We start from the raw sequence: 14366 nt of genomic DNA, 5'->3' as shown, positions 1-14366 counted from the left end.
GGCGCGGCGGCGCCGGAAAGGGCGGCCGGCGCCCCGTTCCGGCGGGTCTTCCGACCCCGCTTACAGGTCGTCGAACTGGACGATCGAGATCGGTTGGGCGCCACCCGGCGCCGCTGCGTCGTCGCCCGACGCGCACGGTTCCTCGTCGAACGCGATGTCGCCCTGCGGATCGGCTTCGCCTGTCGCGCGCAGCGACGTGAACGGGAACAGCGTCGTATCCATCAGGTGCGACGGCACGACCTTCGCGAGCGCGTTGAACATGTTCTCGACGCGGCCCGGGAAGCGCTTGTCCCATTCGCGGATCAGCGCCTTCATTTCCGCGCGCTTCAGGTTCGGCTGACTGCCGCACAGGTTGCACGGGATGATCGGGAATTCGCGCAGCTCCGCGAATTTCTCGAGATCGGTTTCCTTCACGTACGCGAGCGGGCGGATCACGATGTTCTTGCCGTCGTCCGACTGCAGCTTCGGCGGCATCCCCTTCAGCTTGCCGCCGTAGAACATGTTGAGCAGCAGCGTCTGCACGATGTCGTCGCGGTGGTGGCCGAGCGCGATCTTGGTCGCGCCGAGCTCGCCGGCCACGCGGTACAGGATCCCGCGGCGCAGCCGCGAGCACAGCGAGCAGGTCGTCTTGCCTTCGGGCACGAGCCGCTTGACGATGCTGTAGGTGTCCTGGTTCTCGATATGGAACGGCACGCCGACCTGCTTCAGGTATTCGGGCAACACGTGCTCGGGGAAGCCCGGCTGCTTCTGGTCGAGGTTCACCGCGACGATGTCGAAGTCGATCGGCGCGCGCTCGCGCAGGCGCAGCAGCACGTCGAGCATCGCGTAGCTGTCCTTGCCGCCCGACAGGCAGACCATCACCTTGTCGCCGTGCTCGATCATGTTGTAGTCGCCGATCGCCTGGCCGACCTGGCGCACGATCCGCTTGAACAGCTTGTTGTTCTCGTACGCTTCCTTCTGCTCGCGGCGCGTCAGCGCCTGGCGGCCGGCCGGGGCGGCGGTCGCGTCGAGGGTGGCGGCGTCGGCCGCCGTGTCATTCATGTGGGGGGCGTTCATGCGCGCTCCTCGTCCTTGATGCGAAAGACTTCGACGCCGACGGCGTCGCAGTCCGGATAGGCGTCCGGTTTCTCGGTACAGACGCGTACCGCGCGCACGGAGTCGTGCGCCAGCAGGTGCGCGGCGATCGCGTCGCACAGCGTTTCCTGCAGGTGGATGTGGCCGCGCGCCATGCATTGCGCGACGCTCTGCTTCATCAGGTCGTAGTCGACGACTTCATGCAGCCGGTCGTCGACGGGGGTGGACAGCGCGAGCGGCACGAACAGGTCGACGTTGATGACGACGCGCTGCTCGCCGCGCTTCTCGTGTTCGAAGGCACCGATGTTGATGTGCACCTCGTAATCGCGCAGGTAGAGCCTGCGGCAATCCGCGAGGCGGGGGTGCAGGAGAGCGGAAAACATGGTCGTCCCAGTCAAATTGGCGTGCGCGCACGCAAAGCGGCGCGGGCGGCGGCAGTCAGGCCGCGCGCCCGCGCGGTTCATTCATTCGGGCCGGCGGCGGGCGGCACGAGGTGCTCGCCGCCGTCGACGGTCAGCGTCGCGCCCGTGACGCCGGGCGCGCTCGCGAGGTAGCAGGCGGCCGCCGCGATGTCGTCCGCATGCGCCGCATGGCCGCGCACGAGCGCCGCGACCCGCACCTTCGGCGCGAGCGCCAGCGCCAGCGCCGACGTCGCGCGGTTCAGCGCGGCCTGCATCAGCGCGTGCGACAACTGCGCCGGTGCCGGGTGAAACAGCACCTGGTCCAGCACGTGGATCGCACACGCGCGCAGCGCTTCGTGCTCGCGCGCGGCGTCGGGCGTCGCATCGGCGAGCGCGCGGGCCAGCGCGAGCGGCGCCGTCACGTTGCGCGCGAGCGCGCCGGCAAGCGATGCGCCGTCCACCGTGTGCGCGTCGTCGGCGCCCGCACTGGCGCTGACGAACACCGCGCACGCGGGCCGGCCGAGCGCCGCGCCGCATGCGGCGACGAGCGCGGCTGCGTCGGCTTCCAGGGCCAGATCGGCGTCGAGCACGGCTGCGCGGCGGCCGAGCGCCGCGACTTCGGCGACGATCGCATCGGCGGCCGCGCGCGGCGCACCGTGGCTGCGCTGCAGCGCGACGTCCCAGCCGCGGCGTGCAAATCCCGTCGCGAGCGCACGACCGATCGACGCGGCGTCGGCCGCGCTGCCCAGGGCGCCCGCGACGAGCACCACGCGCAGGGTCGACGTATCGGCTGAAACGGTCATTTACAATGCCGGGATGAACCCGAAAGCTCACGAACCCGCTAGTTTACCTGCTCCCGGCCCTGACGCGCTCGCGCAGTCCGAAACCCTTGCCGCGCAACTGCGCGACGAGATCGCGGCGGCCGGCGGCTGGCTGCCGTTCGACCGCTTCATGGAGCGCGCGCTGTATGCGCCGGGCCTCGGCTATTACAGCGGCGGCGCGCGCAAGTTCGGGCGCCGTGCCGACGACGGCAGCGACTTCGTCACCGCGCCCGAGCTGTCGCCGCTGTTCGCGCAGACGCTCGCGCAGCCGGTCGCGGAAGCGCTCGCGGCGAGCGACACGCGCCGCGTGATGGAATTCGGCGCCGGCACGGGCAAGCTCGCGGCCGGGCTGCTCGCGGCGCTCGACGCGCTGGGCGTCGAACTCGACGAATATCTGATCGTCGACCTGTCCGGCGAGCTGCGCGAACGGCAGCGCGACACGATTTCGGCGGCCGCGCCGACGCTTGCGGCGAAGGTCCGCTGGCTCGACGCGTTGCCTGAGCGGTTCGAGGGCGTCGTGGTCGGCAACGAGGTGCTCGATGCGATGCCGGTGCGGTTGTTCGCGAAGGCGGACGGCGCGTGGCACGAGCGCGGCGTCGCGCTCGACGCGCGGCATGCGTTCGTGTTCGAGGACCGGCCGGCCGCGCCGGCCAGCCAGCCGCCGGTGCTCGCGGGGCTCACCGCCGACGTCGCCGACGGCTACGTGACCGAGACGCACGAGGCCGCGCTGGCGTTCACGCGCACCGTCTGCACGATGCTCGCGCGCGGCGCGGTGCTGCTGGTCGACTACGGCTTTCCCGCGCACGAGTACTACCATCCGCAGCGCGACCGCGGCACGCTGATGTGCCACTACCGCCACCACGCGCACGACGACCCGTTCCTGTACCCGGGCCTGCAGGACATCACTGCGCACGTCGAATTCACCGGTATCTACGACGCGGCCGTCGCCACGGGCGCCGACCTGCTCGGCTACACGTCGCAGGCGCGCTTCCTGCTGAACGCGGGCATCACCGACGCGCTGGCCGCGATCGACCCGTCGGACATCCGGCAGTTCCTGCCGGCCGCGAACGCGGTGCAGAAGCTGATCTCCGAAGCCGAGATGGGCGAGCTGTTCAAGGTGATCGCTTTTTCGCGCGGAATCGACGGCACGCTCGACGCGTTCGCGCGCGGCGACCGCTCGCACGCGCTTTGAGGCCGGCATGCTGCGCTGGCTGATGGCGTCGTTCGTCGCGGTGATGATCCTGACGCGCTGCTGGCCGTGGCTCGGCGAGCTCGGCATCGGGCGGATGCCGGGCGACGTCACGCTGACGCTCGGCGGGCGGCGTTACCCGTTCCCGTTCATGTCGACGCTGGTGCTGACGATGCTGGTATCGATGGTGGCGCGGCTGCTCTGAGCCGCGCCGAAAAGGCTGGTGCGCGTCACAGCTCGATCTCGCCGAGGATCCGGTGTGCGAGCGCCTTCGCCTCGTCGAACGCTTCTTCCTCGCTGGGGCTCGTCGAGTGGACGTCGTAGCGCGTGTTCTCGGTGTCGTCCCCGTCGTCCCGCGCGAGGATCACGTAACCCTGGAACTGCCCGTTGGCCGAATGCTGGGTATGCGCCTTGGCCGTGTAGATGCCTTTCGTGAACGTGTTCGTGTCCATCGTGCCTCTCCCGCAAAAGGACACTTCATCGTAGCACTGCGGCGCAGCATGTACAGCGCCGCATATCGGTGACCGAACGGTGTCCGGTCGCGGTGTCCGGTCGCGGCGCCCGGGCAGCGTTCGATCAACCTTTGATCAACCTTCGATCAGCCCTCGATCAACCTTCGATCAACCTTTGATCAGCGCGACGACCTCGTCGAGCGTCGGTGCGTGCGCGCCCGTGTGCCGGCATGCGGCGGCGCCCGCCGCCAGTGCGAACGCGAGATGCTCGCGCCACGATCGCTGCGGCGCGGCCATCAGGCTGAACAGCATGCCGCCGATCGACGCGTCGCCCGCGCCGACGGTGTCGGCCACTTCGACGCGCGGCGGGCTGGCCTCGTGCACGTCGCCGTCCGCGTAGAGCGTCGCCGCCTGCGCGCCGCGCGTGACGAGCACGGCCGCGCGCGGGTTCAGCGCGCGCACCGCCGCGATCGCGTCGGGGCCGTCGCCGCCGAACAGGTGCCGCAGGTCCTCGTCGGACACCTTGATCAGGTCGGCGAGCGCGGCCATCTTCTCCAGCGTCGGCCGGTACGCGGCCGTCATCAGGTTCCGGTAGTTCGGATCGAAGCTGATCTTCACGCCGCGCGCGTGCAGGTCGGCCGCGAGCGCGGCCAGCGTGCCCGCGAGCGGTTCGCGCACCAGGCTGATGCAGCCGAAGTGCGCCCATTGCACGTGTTCGGTCCAGCCGGCCGGCAGCCGCGCGGGATCGAACGCGAGATCGGCGCTCGCTTCGCCGATGAAGAAGTACGCGGGCGGGCGCGTCTCGTGGACGATCGCGAGCAGCGGCGGCCGTGCGACGCGCTGCAGGAAGCGCAGGTCGAGCCCGGCCGCTTCGCTCGTGCGCCACAGCACGTCGGAGAAGCAGTCCTCGCCGATCGAGCCCGCGAGCGCGCTCGGCACGCCGAGCCGCGCGACCGCACGTGCGACGTTCCAGCCGGCGCCGCCCGGCACCGACGTCCACTGCGCATCGCCCGCGCGCACCATGTCGGTCAGGATGTCGCCCGCCGATACGAAAGCCGGAAACGTGCCGTCGCTCATTGCGTCGGCTCGCTGCGCGCGGTGCGCGCAAGGGTCGCGAGCACGTCGTAGCACGCGCCCATCGTGTGATAGTCGGTCTTGCCGGCCGGGCTCTTCTCGTCGCTGTACTTGCGGTTGTCGCAGGTGAGGATCCGGTACCACGCGCCGTAGCGGTGATCGACGAAATGCGCCCAGCTATAGCGCCAGATCTCGTCGTACCAGTCCCAGAAGCGCTCGCTGCCGGTGCGTGCACCGAGCATCGCGGCTGCCGCGAAGGTTTCCGCCTGCACCCAGAAGTACTTGTTGTGGTCGCAGATCGTGAAGTCGGGGCCGAAGCCGTAGTACAGGCCGCCGTGATCGGCGTCCCATGCATGCGTGAGCGCCGCGTCGAACAGCTCGGCCGCGCGCGGCACGAGCCAGTCGAGCGGGCGGTGCCGCTCGAGGATCAGCAGCAGCTTCGCCCATTCGGTCTGGTGCCCGGGCTGGAAGCCCCACGGACGGAAGATGTTCGAGCTGTCTTCCTTGTTGTAGTCCCAGTCGACCGACCAGTCCGCATGGTAGTGCTCCCACACGAGCCCGCCCGACAGCGCGGCCTGGCGCTGCGTGATGTGGCTTGCGAGCTTTTCCGCGCGATCGAGGTACGTGAGGTGGCCGGTTGCCTCGTAGGCCGCGAGCAGCGCTTCCGTCATGTGCATGTTCGCGTTCTGGCCGCGGTACGACGACACGATCCAGTTCGGCGTCGCGTCGTCCGCATACAGGCCCGCGGCCGCATCCCAGAAGCGGTGCTCGGCCAGCTCGTAGGTCGCCGCGATCAGCGGGCGTGCTTCGTCGATGCCGGCCATCGTCGCGTGCGCGGCCGCGAGCAGCACGAACGCGAGCCCGTAGCAGTGGCGCGTGGCGTCGAGCGTCGCGCGCTTCGCGCCGTCGCGCCAGTCGAGTTCCCAGTCGTAGCCCTGCAGTTCGTCGTCCCAGTGTGCGTCGCGCAGGAAACGCAGCCCGTGGCGCGCGTAGTCGAGGTGACGCGGATCGCCGAAATGCCGGTACGCCATCGCGTAGTTGAAGACGAACCGGCAGCTGCTGACGAGGTGGCGCGACGTGCGGTTGTAGATGCTGCCGTCGTCGCGGAAGTAGTGGTAGAAGCCGCCCGTCGGGTCGAACGCGTTCGTCGCGTAGAAGCGCAGCGTGTCCTCGACGTGCGACAGCAGGAACGACGGATCGCGGAAGCTCGCGACGAACGGCGCGGCTTGCGTGTGGGCGGCCGGCGCGGCCGTGCAGGGTTGGACCGGGGGCATGTTCATGATTCTTCGGTGACCGTGGCGGTATCGAGTGCCGGGGAGCCGGCGGGCTGGCTGCTGGCCCGCACGATCAGCTCGACGGGCAGGGAAATCTCGGTGCGCTCGGGCGCGTCGGCGAGCAGCAGCTCGACGCCGCGGCGGCCGAGCGCCTCCTTGTCGACTGCGAGCGTCGTGAGCGGCGGGCTCGCGTGCGCGGCGGCCGGGATGTTGTCGAAGCCGACGATCGCGATGTCGTCCGGAATCCGCAGGCCGCGCGCGGTGCACACGCGCTGCGCGGCCAGCGCGGCCGCGTCGTTGTACGCGAACACGGCTTCGGGGCGCGGGCCCGGTGCGTCGAGCAACTGCTCCATCGCGCGTGCGGCGCCCGTGTCCGGGTCGAGCCCCGCGTCGATCGTCACTTCGTACGCGGGATCGAACAGCCGCCCGGCCTCGAAGAATGCGCGCCGGTAGCCGATCGCGCGCTGCGCGATGCTGTAGTGCGCGGGCGAGCCGCCGATGAACGCGATCCGCGAGCGGCCGGTGGCGAGCAGGTGGCGCATCGCGAGCGCTGCGCCCGTCGCGTTGTCGATGTTGACCGAGCGCAGCCCGGGCGCCCACAGGTCGATCAGCACCAGCGGCCGGCCGGTTGCGGCGAGCGCCTCGATCGTCTCGGGCTCGATGAAGCCGGCGACCGCGATCGCGTCGGGCGCGTGCGGGCGCATCTGGCGCAGCACGTCGTCGTTCGGGCCGACCGTGAGCAGCGTCGGCACGATGCCGCGCTCGCGGCATGCGTCCTCGACGCCGTGCAGTACGTGCGAGAAGAACGGGCTCGCGGGAAAGCGGTTGTGCTGGCGGTGCAGCAGGAAGGTGAGCCGGCGGATGCGCGGCCGCAACTGCGCGGAATCGTAGCCGAGCTGCTGTGCGATCTCGACGATGCGCGCACGCGTTGCTTCCGACAGGCCCGGCTGGTTTTTCAGCGCGCGGGAGACGGTGCCGATCGAGACCTCTGCCGCCCGCGCGACATCGCGAATGGTGGTGCCCATCGTTCGGGTCCGGTTTGTTTAGGGTGAAAGCGATTGTATAGTAAAACACTTCGCGGAATTCGGGCCGGATAGCCGGGGAATACCCGAAAATGGCGGGTTTTCAGGCGCTAATCTGCGAAAACGCCGTTACTAAAAATACTAAACAAAACGCGAAAAAGGCAAGGTGGCCGTGTGGGTGCCCGGCGGCGCGGGCGGCCGGCGGGAAAGGGGCGGGAAGAGGCAGGAAAGCAGGCCCCGCCGCGAGCGTTCGCGCAAGGTGCCCGGCGGCCTGCGCGGCCGGCCGGAAGCCGATGCGCAACGATTCGGCCGGTTGACGGGAGGGCGGCCGTCCCCGGTGCACGCAGCGCAGCCCTCGCCGCGTTCGACGGCTGCCCGCCGTTCAGTCCACCGCCGCCGCGGCCGGCGGTTCGCCGCGATTGCGCAGTGCGGCGCGGCCCGCATCGAGATCGACGACCGCGATCCCGCCCGGCCGCTGTTTCGCGCGCCGCTTCGCGAGCGCTGCGACCGACGCGATCTCGTCGCTGCCGTAGCGCTCCGCGCCGTGCGCGCCGGCCGGCACGCCGACCGCGCCGATCGCCATCGTCACGAAGCCGAAGAACGCCGGGTTGCCGTGGCGGTCCTCGCCGCGCAGCCCGCCCGCCTGCCGGTCGGCCTGCGTGTAGAAGCGCTGCGCGCCTTCGTTGAAGCGCGCGATCGCGTCGGTCGCGCGCACGTGCCAGTCGTCACGCTGGAACAGCACGAGGAAATCGTCGCCGCCGACGTGCCCGAGAAAGTCGCGCTGCGGGTCGCACACGCCGGCCAGTACCGTCGCGGCGAACTTCAGCACCTCGTCGCCCTGCCAGTAGCCGTACTGGTCGTTGAACGGCTTGAACTGGTTCAGGTCGACGTAGCACGCATGAAAGCCGGCGTCGCGCTGGAGCAGGCGGTCGATATGCGCGCTGATCGGAATGTTGCCGGGCAGGAACGTCAGCGGGTTCGCGTAGCGCGCCGCTTCGATGCGCATCTCGGTCACCGCGCGCACGAGGCTCTCGCCGGTGCCGAGCCCGACGTAGTGGCCGTGTTCCGTGATCACGAAGCCGTCCGCGAGATAGCGCTGGTCGTGGCTCGCGAGCAGCATCGCGAGCTGCTCGAACGTCGTCGCGTTGTCGATCATCAGCGGCGCATCGTTCGCGAACTGCAGGCACGGCTTCTTCCCGAACACCTCGCGGTGATACGGCAGCGCGAAGCGGTCGATGAAGCCGCGGCGATTCACGAGCGCGACCGGCCGCCCGCGTTCGACGAGCGCGACCGCGTGCAGGTCGGGCATCCGGTTGAACAGGTCGATCACGTCGTTGCTGGTCGCGTTGAGCGGCAGTGGCGGCGCGGGGACGAGCATCTTCGCGGCGATCGTGCCGGCCGGCCGCACGGTGCGCGTCGCGCCGGGAAACACCGCGATGTGCGGCGCGCGGATCGCATCGCGCGCGGCCGGCGCGACGACCCGCGACGGCTGCGCGTTCGGCCGGCCGAGCAGGAAGCCCTGCACGCAGCAGATTCCCATGTCGCGTACGACGATCAGGTCGCACTCGTTCTCGATGCCTTCCGCGATCAGTTGCGCGCCGCTCGCCTGCGCGAAGTGCTGCATCGCTCTCACGGCTTCGAACTTGAGCGGGTCGCGCGCGATGTCGTGGATGAAGAAGCGGTCGATCTTCACGACGTCCGGATGCAGGCGCAGCCACAGGTTCATGCTCGCGTTCGCGGTGCCGTAGTCGTCGAGCGCGAACTGGATGCCGGCGTCGCGCAGCGACGCGACCGCCGGCCCGATGTGCGCGACATCCGGTATCGCGTTCTGCTCGGTCAGCTCGATCACGATGCGCTCGGCGCCGATCCGCGCGCGGCCGAGGAACTGGCGCGCGCGCTCGCGTTCGCTGGCGAGCTGCAGGATCGTGCCGGCGCTGAAATTGAGGAACAGCTTGCCGTCGCAGCCGAGCGCCGCGAACGCGTCGAGGCAGGTGAGCGCGGCGGCCTGTTCGAGCGCGATGGTCGCGCCTTCGCGCGCGGCCTGCGCGAACAGCGCGGCGGGTGGCTCGAGGTCGGTGCCGCGCGGGCCGCGTATCAGACCTTCGTAGCCGATGACCGTCCCCGACCCGAGATCGACGATCGGCTGGAAAACGGCCGCGAGCGCGCGATCCGCGATCAGGCGCGCGGTACTGGCGGCAGCGGAGTCGGAGTGGAGCGCGGGCATGGGCGAGGGCAGCCGAATCGACGGGACGTTCGGCTTAACGGCACCGTTCGCGGGGAATTGAATGAAGATTTCATGACGCGATGGGTGCTGATGGTGCATGCGTCAGGCGCGCGTCGGTGCGCGTTTGGCGGGCGGAAAGCGGGGGGGCGGGAAGCGGAGGGCGGGGGGCGGGAAGCGGAGGGCGGAAGGCGGAAGGCGGAAGGCGGAAAGCGGAAAGCGGAAAGCGGAAAGCGGAAAGCGGAAAGCGGAAAGCGGAAAGCGGAAAGCGGAAAGCGGAAAGCGGCCACCACCCAGTGACCGTCCCGCCTACGTCCCCGTCAGCGCTTGCCCGCGCTCAGCGCGCCGGGTGCCGCCGTCGAGCCGTCCTGCCCGTCGCGCTCGCCGCTCGTGTCGCGCGCGCCCCAGCGCTGCGCGAGCGCCGCGCACGCCATCAACTGGATCTGGTGGAACAGCATCAGCGGCAGCACGATCGCGCCGACCGCGTTCGCCGAGAAGATCACCTTCGCCATCGGCACGCCGGCCGCGAGGCTCTTCTTCGATCCGCAGAAGATGATCGTGATCCGGTCGGCCCGGTTGAAGCCGAGCCGCTTGCTGACGAATGCCGTCAGCAGAAGCGCGATCGCGAGCAGCACGAGGTTGACGACCAGCAGGCCGCCGAGCGCGCGCGCCGGGATCTGATGCCACAGGCCTTCGTTGACGGCCTCGCTGAACGCGACGTAGACGACGAGCAGGATCGAGCCCTGGTCGACGAAGCGCAGCACGCCGCGGTTGCGTTCGATCCAGCCGCCGATCACGGGCCGCAGCAACTGGCCGGCGATGAACGGCACGAGCAACTGCATCACGATGCTGCCGACCGTGCTCCACGGCGACGCCGCGGCGGCCGACTGCGACGTGATCATCACCCCGACGAGCGCCGGCGTGACGAAGATCCCGAGCAAGCTCGACGCGGATGCCGCGCACACGGCGGCCGGCACGTTGCCCTTCGCGATCGACGTGAACGCGATCGACGACTGGACCGTCGACGGCAGTGTGCACAGGAACAGCACGCCCGCGTAAAGCGCCGGCGTGACGAGCGGCTGCAGCACGGGTTTCAGCGCGAGGCCGAGCAGCGGGAACAGCGCGAACGTGCTGAGCAGCACGACCGCGTGCAACCGCCAGTGGGTCGCGCCGGCCACCACCGCCTCGCGCGACAGCTTCGCGCCATGCAGGAAGAACAGCAGGCCGACGGCAATGTTGGTGGCCCAGTTGAACGCGTGGGCGGCCGGGCCGCGGCAGGGCAGGAAGCTCGCAAGCACGACGGTGCCGACGAGCGCGAGCGTGAAGTTGTCGGGAAGAAAACGGGGACGGGCCATCGGGAACTCGATTCGGAAACGACGGAGGCGCGCGTCGCGCGCGCGGATGGCGCTATTGTCCCGGTTGGCCATTCACTAAACAAATTCATTGTGAGAATCGATTGATGAATCGATTGCATGCGGCAGCGGCCGTCGCGCACGCTCGGCCATGCGCAAAACGGCAGAAGAATGTTCTGTCGCGTTCGCGCCCTGAAGTGAAAAAACCTAGCAGTAACATGGTGTTACACCGATGCCGGCGACCTAACACTTTTTGGCTCGACACCGTTTCGGGCGGCTCATAAATTACTGCTGAAAGCCTTGCTTCGGCCGAAAGGAGCCGACGGCAGGCGTGGACAGGCACTGAACGATGACGGAACGGGTGAAACGGAAGATCGGACGATGGGTGGCAGGCGTGCTCGGCGCGCTGCTGATGCCGCTCGCGCTTGCCCAGCCGCCACACGGCGGTCACGGGTTCGGCGGCCACGGTTTCGGTGGCGGCGACATGCGCGCGTACGGTCAGCCGGCTGGCGGCGGGCCCGCTGGCATGCCCGTCTGGCGCCGCGTTCCGCCCCCCGCTGGTGCACGTGCCGGCGGCGTGAGCAGCTACGGTTCCCGCTGGGGGCTGCGGCCGACGCCGTCGTACGGCCATTACGCCGCGCAAAGCCCGTATCGCCCGATCAGCGCCGATGCGCGCCAGATGCCGCGCCCGCCGGGCGGCGGCAACGTGCCGCTGCGCGCCGGTTCGATCCGCGCCGACGTCGCGCGCTACAACGAGGAGCGCGGCGGCCGTCCGATGCCGCCGCCCCGCTCGCAGGAAGAGCCTGCACACTCGCCGTCTTTCTCCCCGTTCTACCGAAACTGAGCGCCCGCGCGCTCGTCTCCCCGCCGTCCCCCCGCCGGCTGATGCGAATTCGCCACAGTCGCGCGCAGATTTCCGCTGATTTTCCTGCTGCATTGCGCTATCTTTCGCGCCCGGCACGCGTATGCCAAGCCGCCGTCCCGCCGCGCGGCTGCGTTCGCGCCGGGTCGCCGGCGCGCCTCCGGCCATGGTTCGATTCGGCGAAGTTAATGCTGCCGCTATACCAGCAATAAGCGTGCGCATTTTTGACCGGACGAATGATCCGTAAAGATGGCTGCGCCCCATACGACGCAAGCACTCGGCTCCATAAAACAACGCTCGCGCCACTTATCGACTATTCGACAAATCCTGGAGATCCCATGAATGCATTCGCTCGCCGTGCGTCGCGCACGTCCGTCAAGCTGATCGCCGCAGCCGCCTGCGTGGCGGCCACCGCTCCCGCCCATGCGCAGTCGAGCGTGTCGCTCTACGGTCAGGTCGACGAATGGGTCGGCGCAACCAAGTTCCCGGGCGGCAATCGCGCATGGAACGTGTCGGGCGGCGGGATGTCGACGTCGTACTGGGGCCTGCACGGCGCAGAGGATCTCGGCAACGGCTACAAGGCGATCTTCACGCTGGAAAGCTTCTTCCGCGCGCAGAACGGCCAGTTCGGCCGCTTCCAGGGCGACACGTTCTTCGCCCGCAACGCGTACGTCGGCATCAGCTCGCCGTACGGCACGGTGACGGCAGGCCGCCTGACGACGCACCTGTTCCTGTCGACGATCCTGTTCAACCCGTTCTACGATTCGTACACCTTCTCGCCGATGGTGTACCACGTGTTCCTCGGCCTCGGCACGTTCCCGACCTATCCGAGCGACCAGGGTGCGGTGGGCGATTCGGGCTGGAACAACGCGGTGTCGTATACGTCGCCGTCGTTCGGTGGCCTGAATTTCGGCGCGATGTACGCACTCGGCAACCAGGCCGGCGACAACCGCTCGAAGAAGTGGAGCGCGCAGTTCAACTATGCGAACGGCCCGTTCGCGGCTACCGCCACGTATCAGTACGTGAACTTCAACAACGGCCCGCAGGACCTGAGCGCGCTCGTCACCGGCATGAAGAGCCAGGGCATCGCGCTGGTCGGCGCGACCTATGACCTGAAGCTCGTGAAGCTGTTCGGCCAGTACATGTATACGAAGAATGACCAGGTCGCGGGCAGCTGGCACGTGAACACCGCGCAAGGCGGCGTGTCGGTGCCGCTCGGCGTGGGCAACGCGATGGCGTCGTACGCGTATTCGCGCGATGCCGGCGGCCTCGACCAGACGCGCCAGACCTGGGCCGTCGGTTACGACTATCCGCTGTCCAAGCGCACGGACGTCTACGCCGCGTACATGAACGACCACATCAGCGGCCTGTCGACCGGCAACACGTTCGGCGCAGGTATCCGCGCGAAGTTCTGACGCGCGCGCGATCGGTGCGCCGGCCGCGCGCGAAAATCACGCGTTCCGGCTGCATGTTTTCCTGCCCGAAACGGCGCCGCCACCCGCGGCGCCGTTTTGCCTTTGTTGACCTTTCTGTTTCCCCGCCTTTGTTACCCTATCTCGTAATTGGACCATTCCCCCGTCATTACGAGCTAGTTCGATGGATACCCTCGTCAGCATGAATGTGTTTCGCTACGTCGTCGAAGTGGGCAGCTTCGTCGGCGCGGCCGAGCGCATGCAGATGTCGGCTGCGATGGCGAGCAAGCACGTGATGCATCTCGAGCAGCAGCTCGGCGCGCGGCTGCTGCATCGCACGACACGACGCGTCGCGCCTACCGAGGCGGGACGCGAATATTACGAGCGCCTCGTGCAGGCGCTGTCCGAACTCGACGAAGCCGGGCAGGCCGTCGGCGCCGCGAGCGTGGTGCCGCAGGGCAGGCTGCGCGTGACGTCGCTGTCCGCGTTCGGGCTGCGGCACGTGATGCAGGCCGTCACCGATTACGCGGGCCGGTTCCCGGACGTGACCGTCGACATGACGCTGTCCGATCGCGTGGTCGACCTGATCGAGGAAGGCTACGACGTGGCGGTGCGCGCGGCGCCGAACGGATTGAAATCGTCGTCGCTGGTCGCACGGCAGATCGCGACCGCGCACATCCTGCTGGTCGCGTCGCCCGAGTATCTCGACAAGCACGGCACGCCCGAAACAATCGCCGATCTCGCGCACCACAACTACCTGCGGCGCGACTCGAATTCGACGATGCTCGACTCGCTCGTGATCGACGCGGCGGCCGCGTCGCGCGTGACCCTCAACGGCAACCTGATCGTGAACCATCTCGAAGGGCTGCGTGCGGCCGTGCTTGCGGGCGCGGGCATCGCGCTGCTCGGCACCGAGGTGGTCGGCGACGACATCGAAACCGGCCGGCTCGTGCCGGTACTGCTCGATTCGGTGCCGCCGCACGAGGCGCCGATCTATGCCGTCTACGCGAGCCGCCGTCACGTGTCCGCGAAGGTGCGTTCGTTCGTCGATTTCCTCGCGGCGCGTTTCGAAGGGCAGTCGCTGTGCCCGTCGATCGAATCGCGCCTGCGCGTGCTGCCGATCACGCGGATCAAGCGCGCGGGCTGAGCCGCGCATCCCGCCGCGGCGGGCCATGAAAAAAGCGCGAACCGCAGCGGTTCGCGCTTTTTGTT

14 protein-coding genes are annotated in these 14366 nt (G+C 68.9%); 5 read left to right on the top strand and 9 right to left on the bottom strand.

The annotated features are described in order from the left end of the window. Positions 1-60: 60 nt before the first annotated feature. The 3 genes from ttcA to R9B84_RS15710 all read right to left on the bottom strand — a co-directional run bounded on the left by ttcA (position 61) and on the right by R9B84_RS15710 (position 2278). Positions 61-1056: a tRNA 2-thiocytidine(32) synthetase TtcA gene (ttcA, locus tag R9B84_RS15720; protein WP_423758645.1), complete on the bottom strand. Its 996-nt coding sequence runs from the start codon at positions 1054-1056 to the stop codon at positions 61-63. Further along, positions 1053-1457 carry a dihydroneopterin aldolase gene (locus R9B84_RS15715; protein WP_423758644.1) on the bottom strand — a complete coding sequence of 135 codons (405 nt, stop codon included), beginning with the start codon at positions 1455-1457 and terminating at the stop codon, positions 1053-1055. Before R9B84_RS15715 ends, ttcA begins: the two co-directional genes overlap by 4 nt. A gap of 77 nt (positions 1458-1534) precedes the next feature. After that, on the bottom strand, positions 1535-2278 hold the full coding sequence (locus tag R9B84_RS15710; RefSeq protein ID WP_423758643.1) for an SDR family oxidoreductase: 744 nt from the start codon (positions 2276-2278) through the stop codon (positions 1535-1537). A gap of 13 nt (positions 2279-2291) precedes the next feature. On the opposite strand from R9B84_RS15710, the gene R9B84_RS15705 reads away from it, so the two are divergent. Then, on the top strand, positions 2292-3488 hold the full coding sequence (locus R9B84_RS15705) for a class I SAM-dependent methyltransferase (protein ID WP_423758642.1): 1197 nt from the start codon (positions 2292-2294) through the stop codon (positions 3486-3488). Between the two features lie 7 nt (positions 3489-3495). After that, a complete protein-coding gene (locus R9B84_RS15700) occupies positions 3496-3690 on the top strand; it encodes a DUF2905 domain-containing protein (protein WP_423758641.1) in 195 nt (64 codons plus the stop codon). Positions 3691-3715: 25 nt separating this feature from the next. Here the strand turns inward: R9B84_RS15700 and R9B84_RS15695 are convergent, their stop codons facing one another. From R9B84_RS15695 to R9B84_RS15670, 6 genes are all read right to left on the bottom strand, one after another. Then, a complete protein-coding gene (locus R9B84_RS15695) occupies positions 3716-3937 on the bottom strand; it encodes a hypothetical protein (protein ID WP_096471929.1) in 222 nt (73 codons plus the stop codon). 168 nt (positions 3938-4105) lie between these two features. Continuing rightward, positions 4106-5014 (bottom strand): carbohydrate kinase family protein, encoded by a 909-nt coding sequence (locus R9B84_RS15690; RefSeq protein WP_423758640.1) that lies wholly within the window; start codon positions 5012-5014, stop codon positions 4106-4108. Next, a complete protein-coding gene (locus R9B84_RS15685; protein ID WP_423758639.1) occupies positions 5011-6291 on the bottom strand; it encodes an AGE family epimerase/isomerase in 1281 nt (426 codons plus the stop codon). Before R9B84_RS15685 ends, R9B84_RS15690 begins: the two co-directional genes overlap by 4 nt. Then, entirely contained in the window at positions 6288-7310 is a 1023-nt protein-coding gene (locus R9B84_RS15680; protein ID WP_423758638.1) for a LacI family DNA-binding transcriptional regulator, read from the bottom strand. The genes R9B84_RS15685 and R9B84_RS15680 overlap by 4 nt, the downstream gene beginning before the upstream one ends. Positions 7311-7689: 379 nt before the next feature. Then, on the bottom strand, positions 7690-9531 hold the full coding sequence (locus tag R9B84_RS15675; RefSeq protein WP_423758637.1) for an EAL domain-containing protein: 1842 nt from the start codon (positions 9529-9531) through the stop codon (positions 7690-7692). A gap of 317 nt (positions 9532-9848) precedes the next feature. Then, positions 9849-10883 (bottom strand): bile acid:sodium symporter family protein, encoded by a 1035-nt coding sequence (locus R9B84_RS15670; protein WP_423758636.1) that lies wholly within the window; start codon positions 10881-10883, stop codon positions 9849-9851. Between the two features lie 346 nt (positions 10884-11229). Between R9B84_RS15670 and R9B84_RS15665 the strand changes: the two genes are divergently transcribed. From R9B84_RS15665 to R9B84_RS15655, 3 genes are all read left to right on the top strand, one after another. After that, positions 11230-11724, top strand: coding sequence for a peptide-binding protein (locus R9B84_RS15665; RefSeq protein ID WP_423758635.1), 495 nt, complete (start codon positions 11230-11232; stop codon positions 11722-11724). Between the two features lie 356 nt (positions 11725-12080). Then, positions 12081-13157, top strand: a complete 1077-nt coding sequence (locus tag R9B84_RS15660; protein ID WP_423758634.1) for a porin — start codon at positions 12081-12083, stop codon at positions 13155-13157. Positions 13158-13338: 181 nt separating this feature from the next. Further along, on the top strand, positions 13339-14301 hold the full coding sequence (locus tag R9B84_RS15655) for a LysR family transcriptional regulator (protein ID WP_423758633.1): 963 nt from the start codon (positions 13339-13341) through the stop codon (positions 14299-14301). Positions 14302-14366 lie beyond the last annotated feature (65 nt).

This window comes from Burkholderia sp. NLJ2 (assembly GCF_049487195.1).
Lineage (GTDB): Bacteria > Pseudomonadota > Gammaproteobacteria > Burkholderiales > Burkholderiaceae > Burkholderia > Burkholderia pyrrocinia.
Note: the sequence above shows the minus strand (reverse complement) of the source record. Positions and strands in the feature narration are given on the sequence as shown.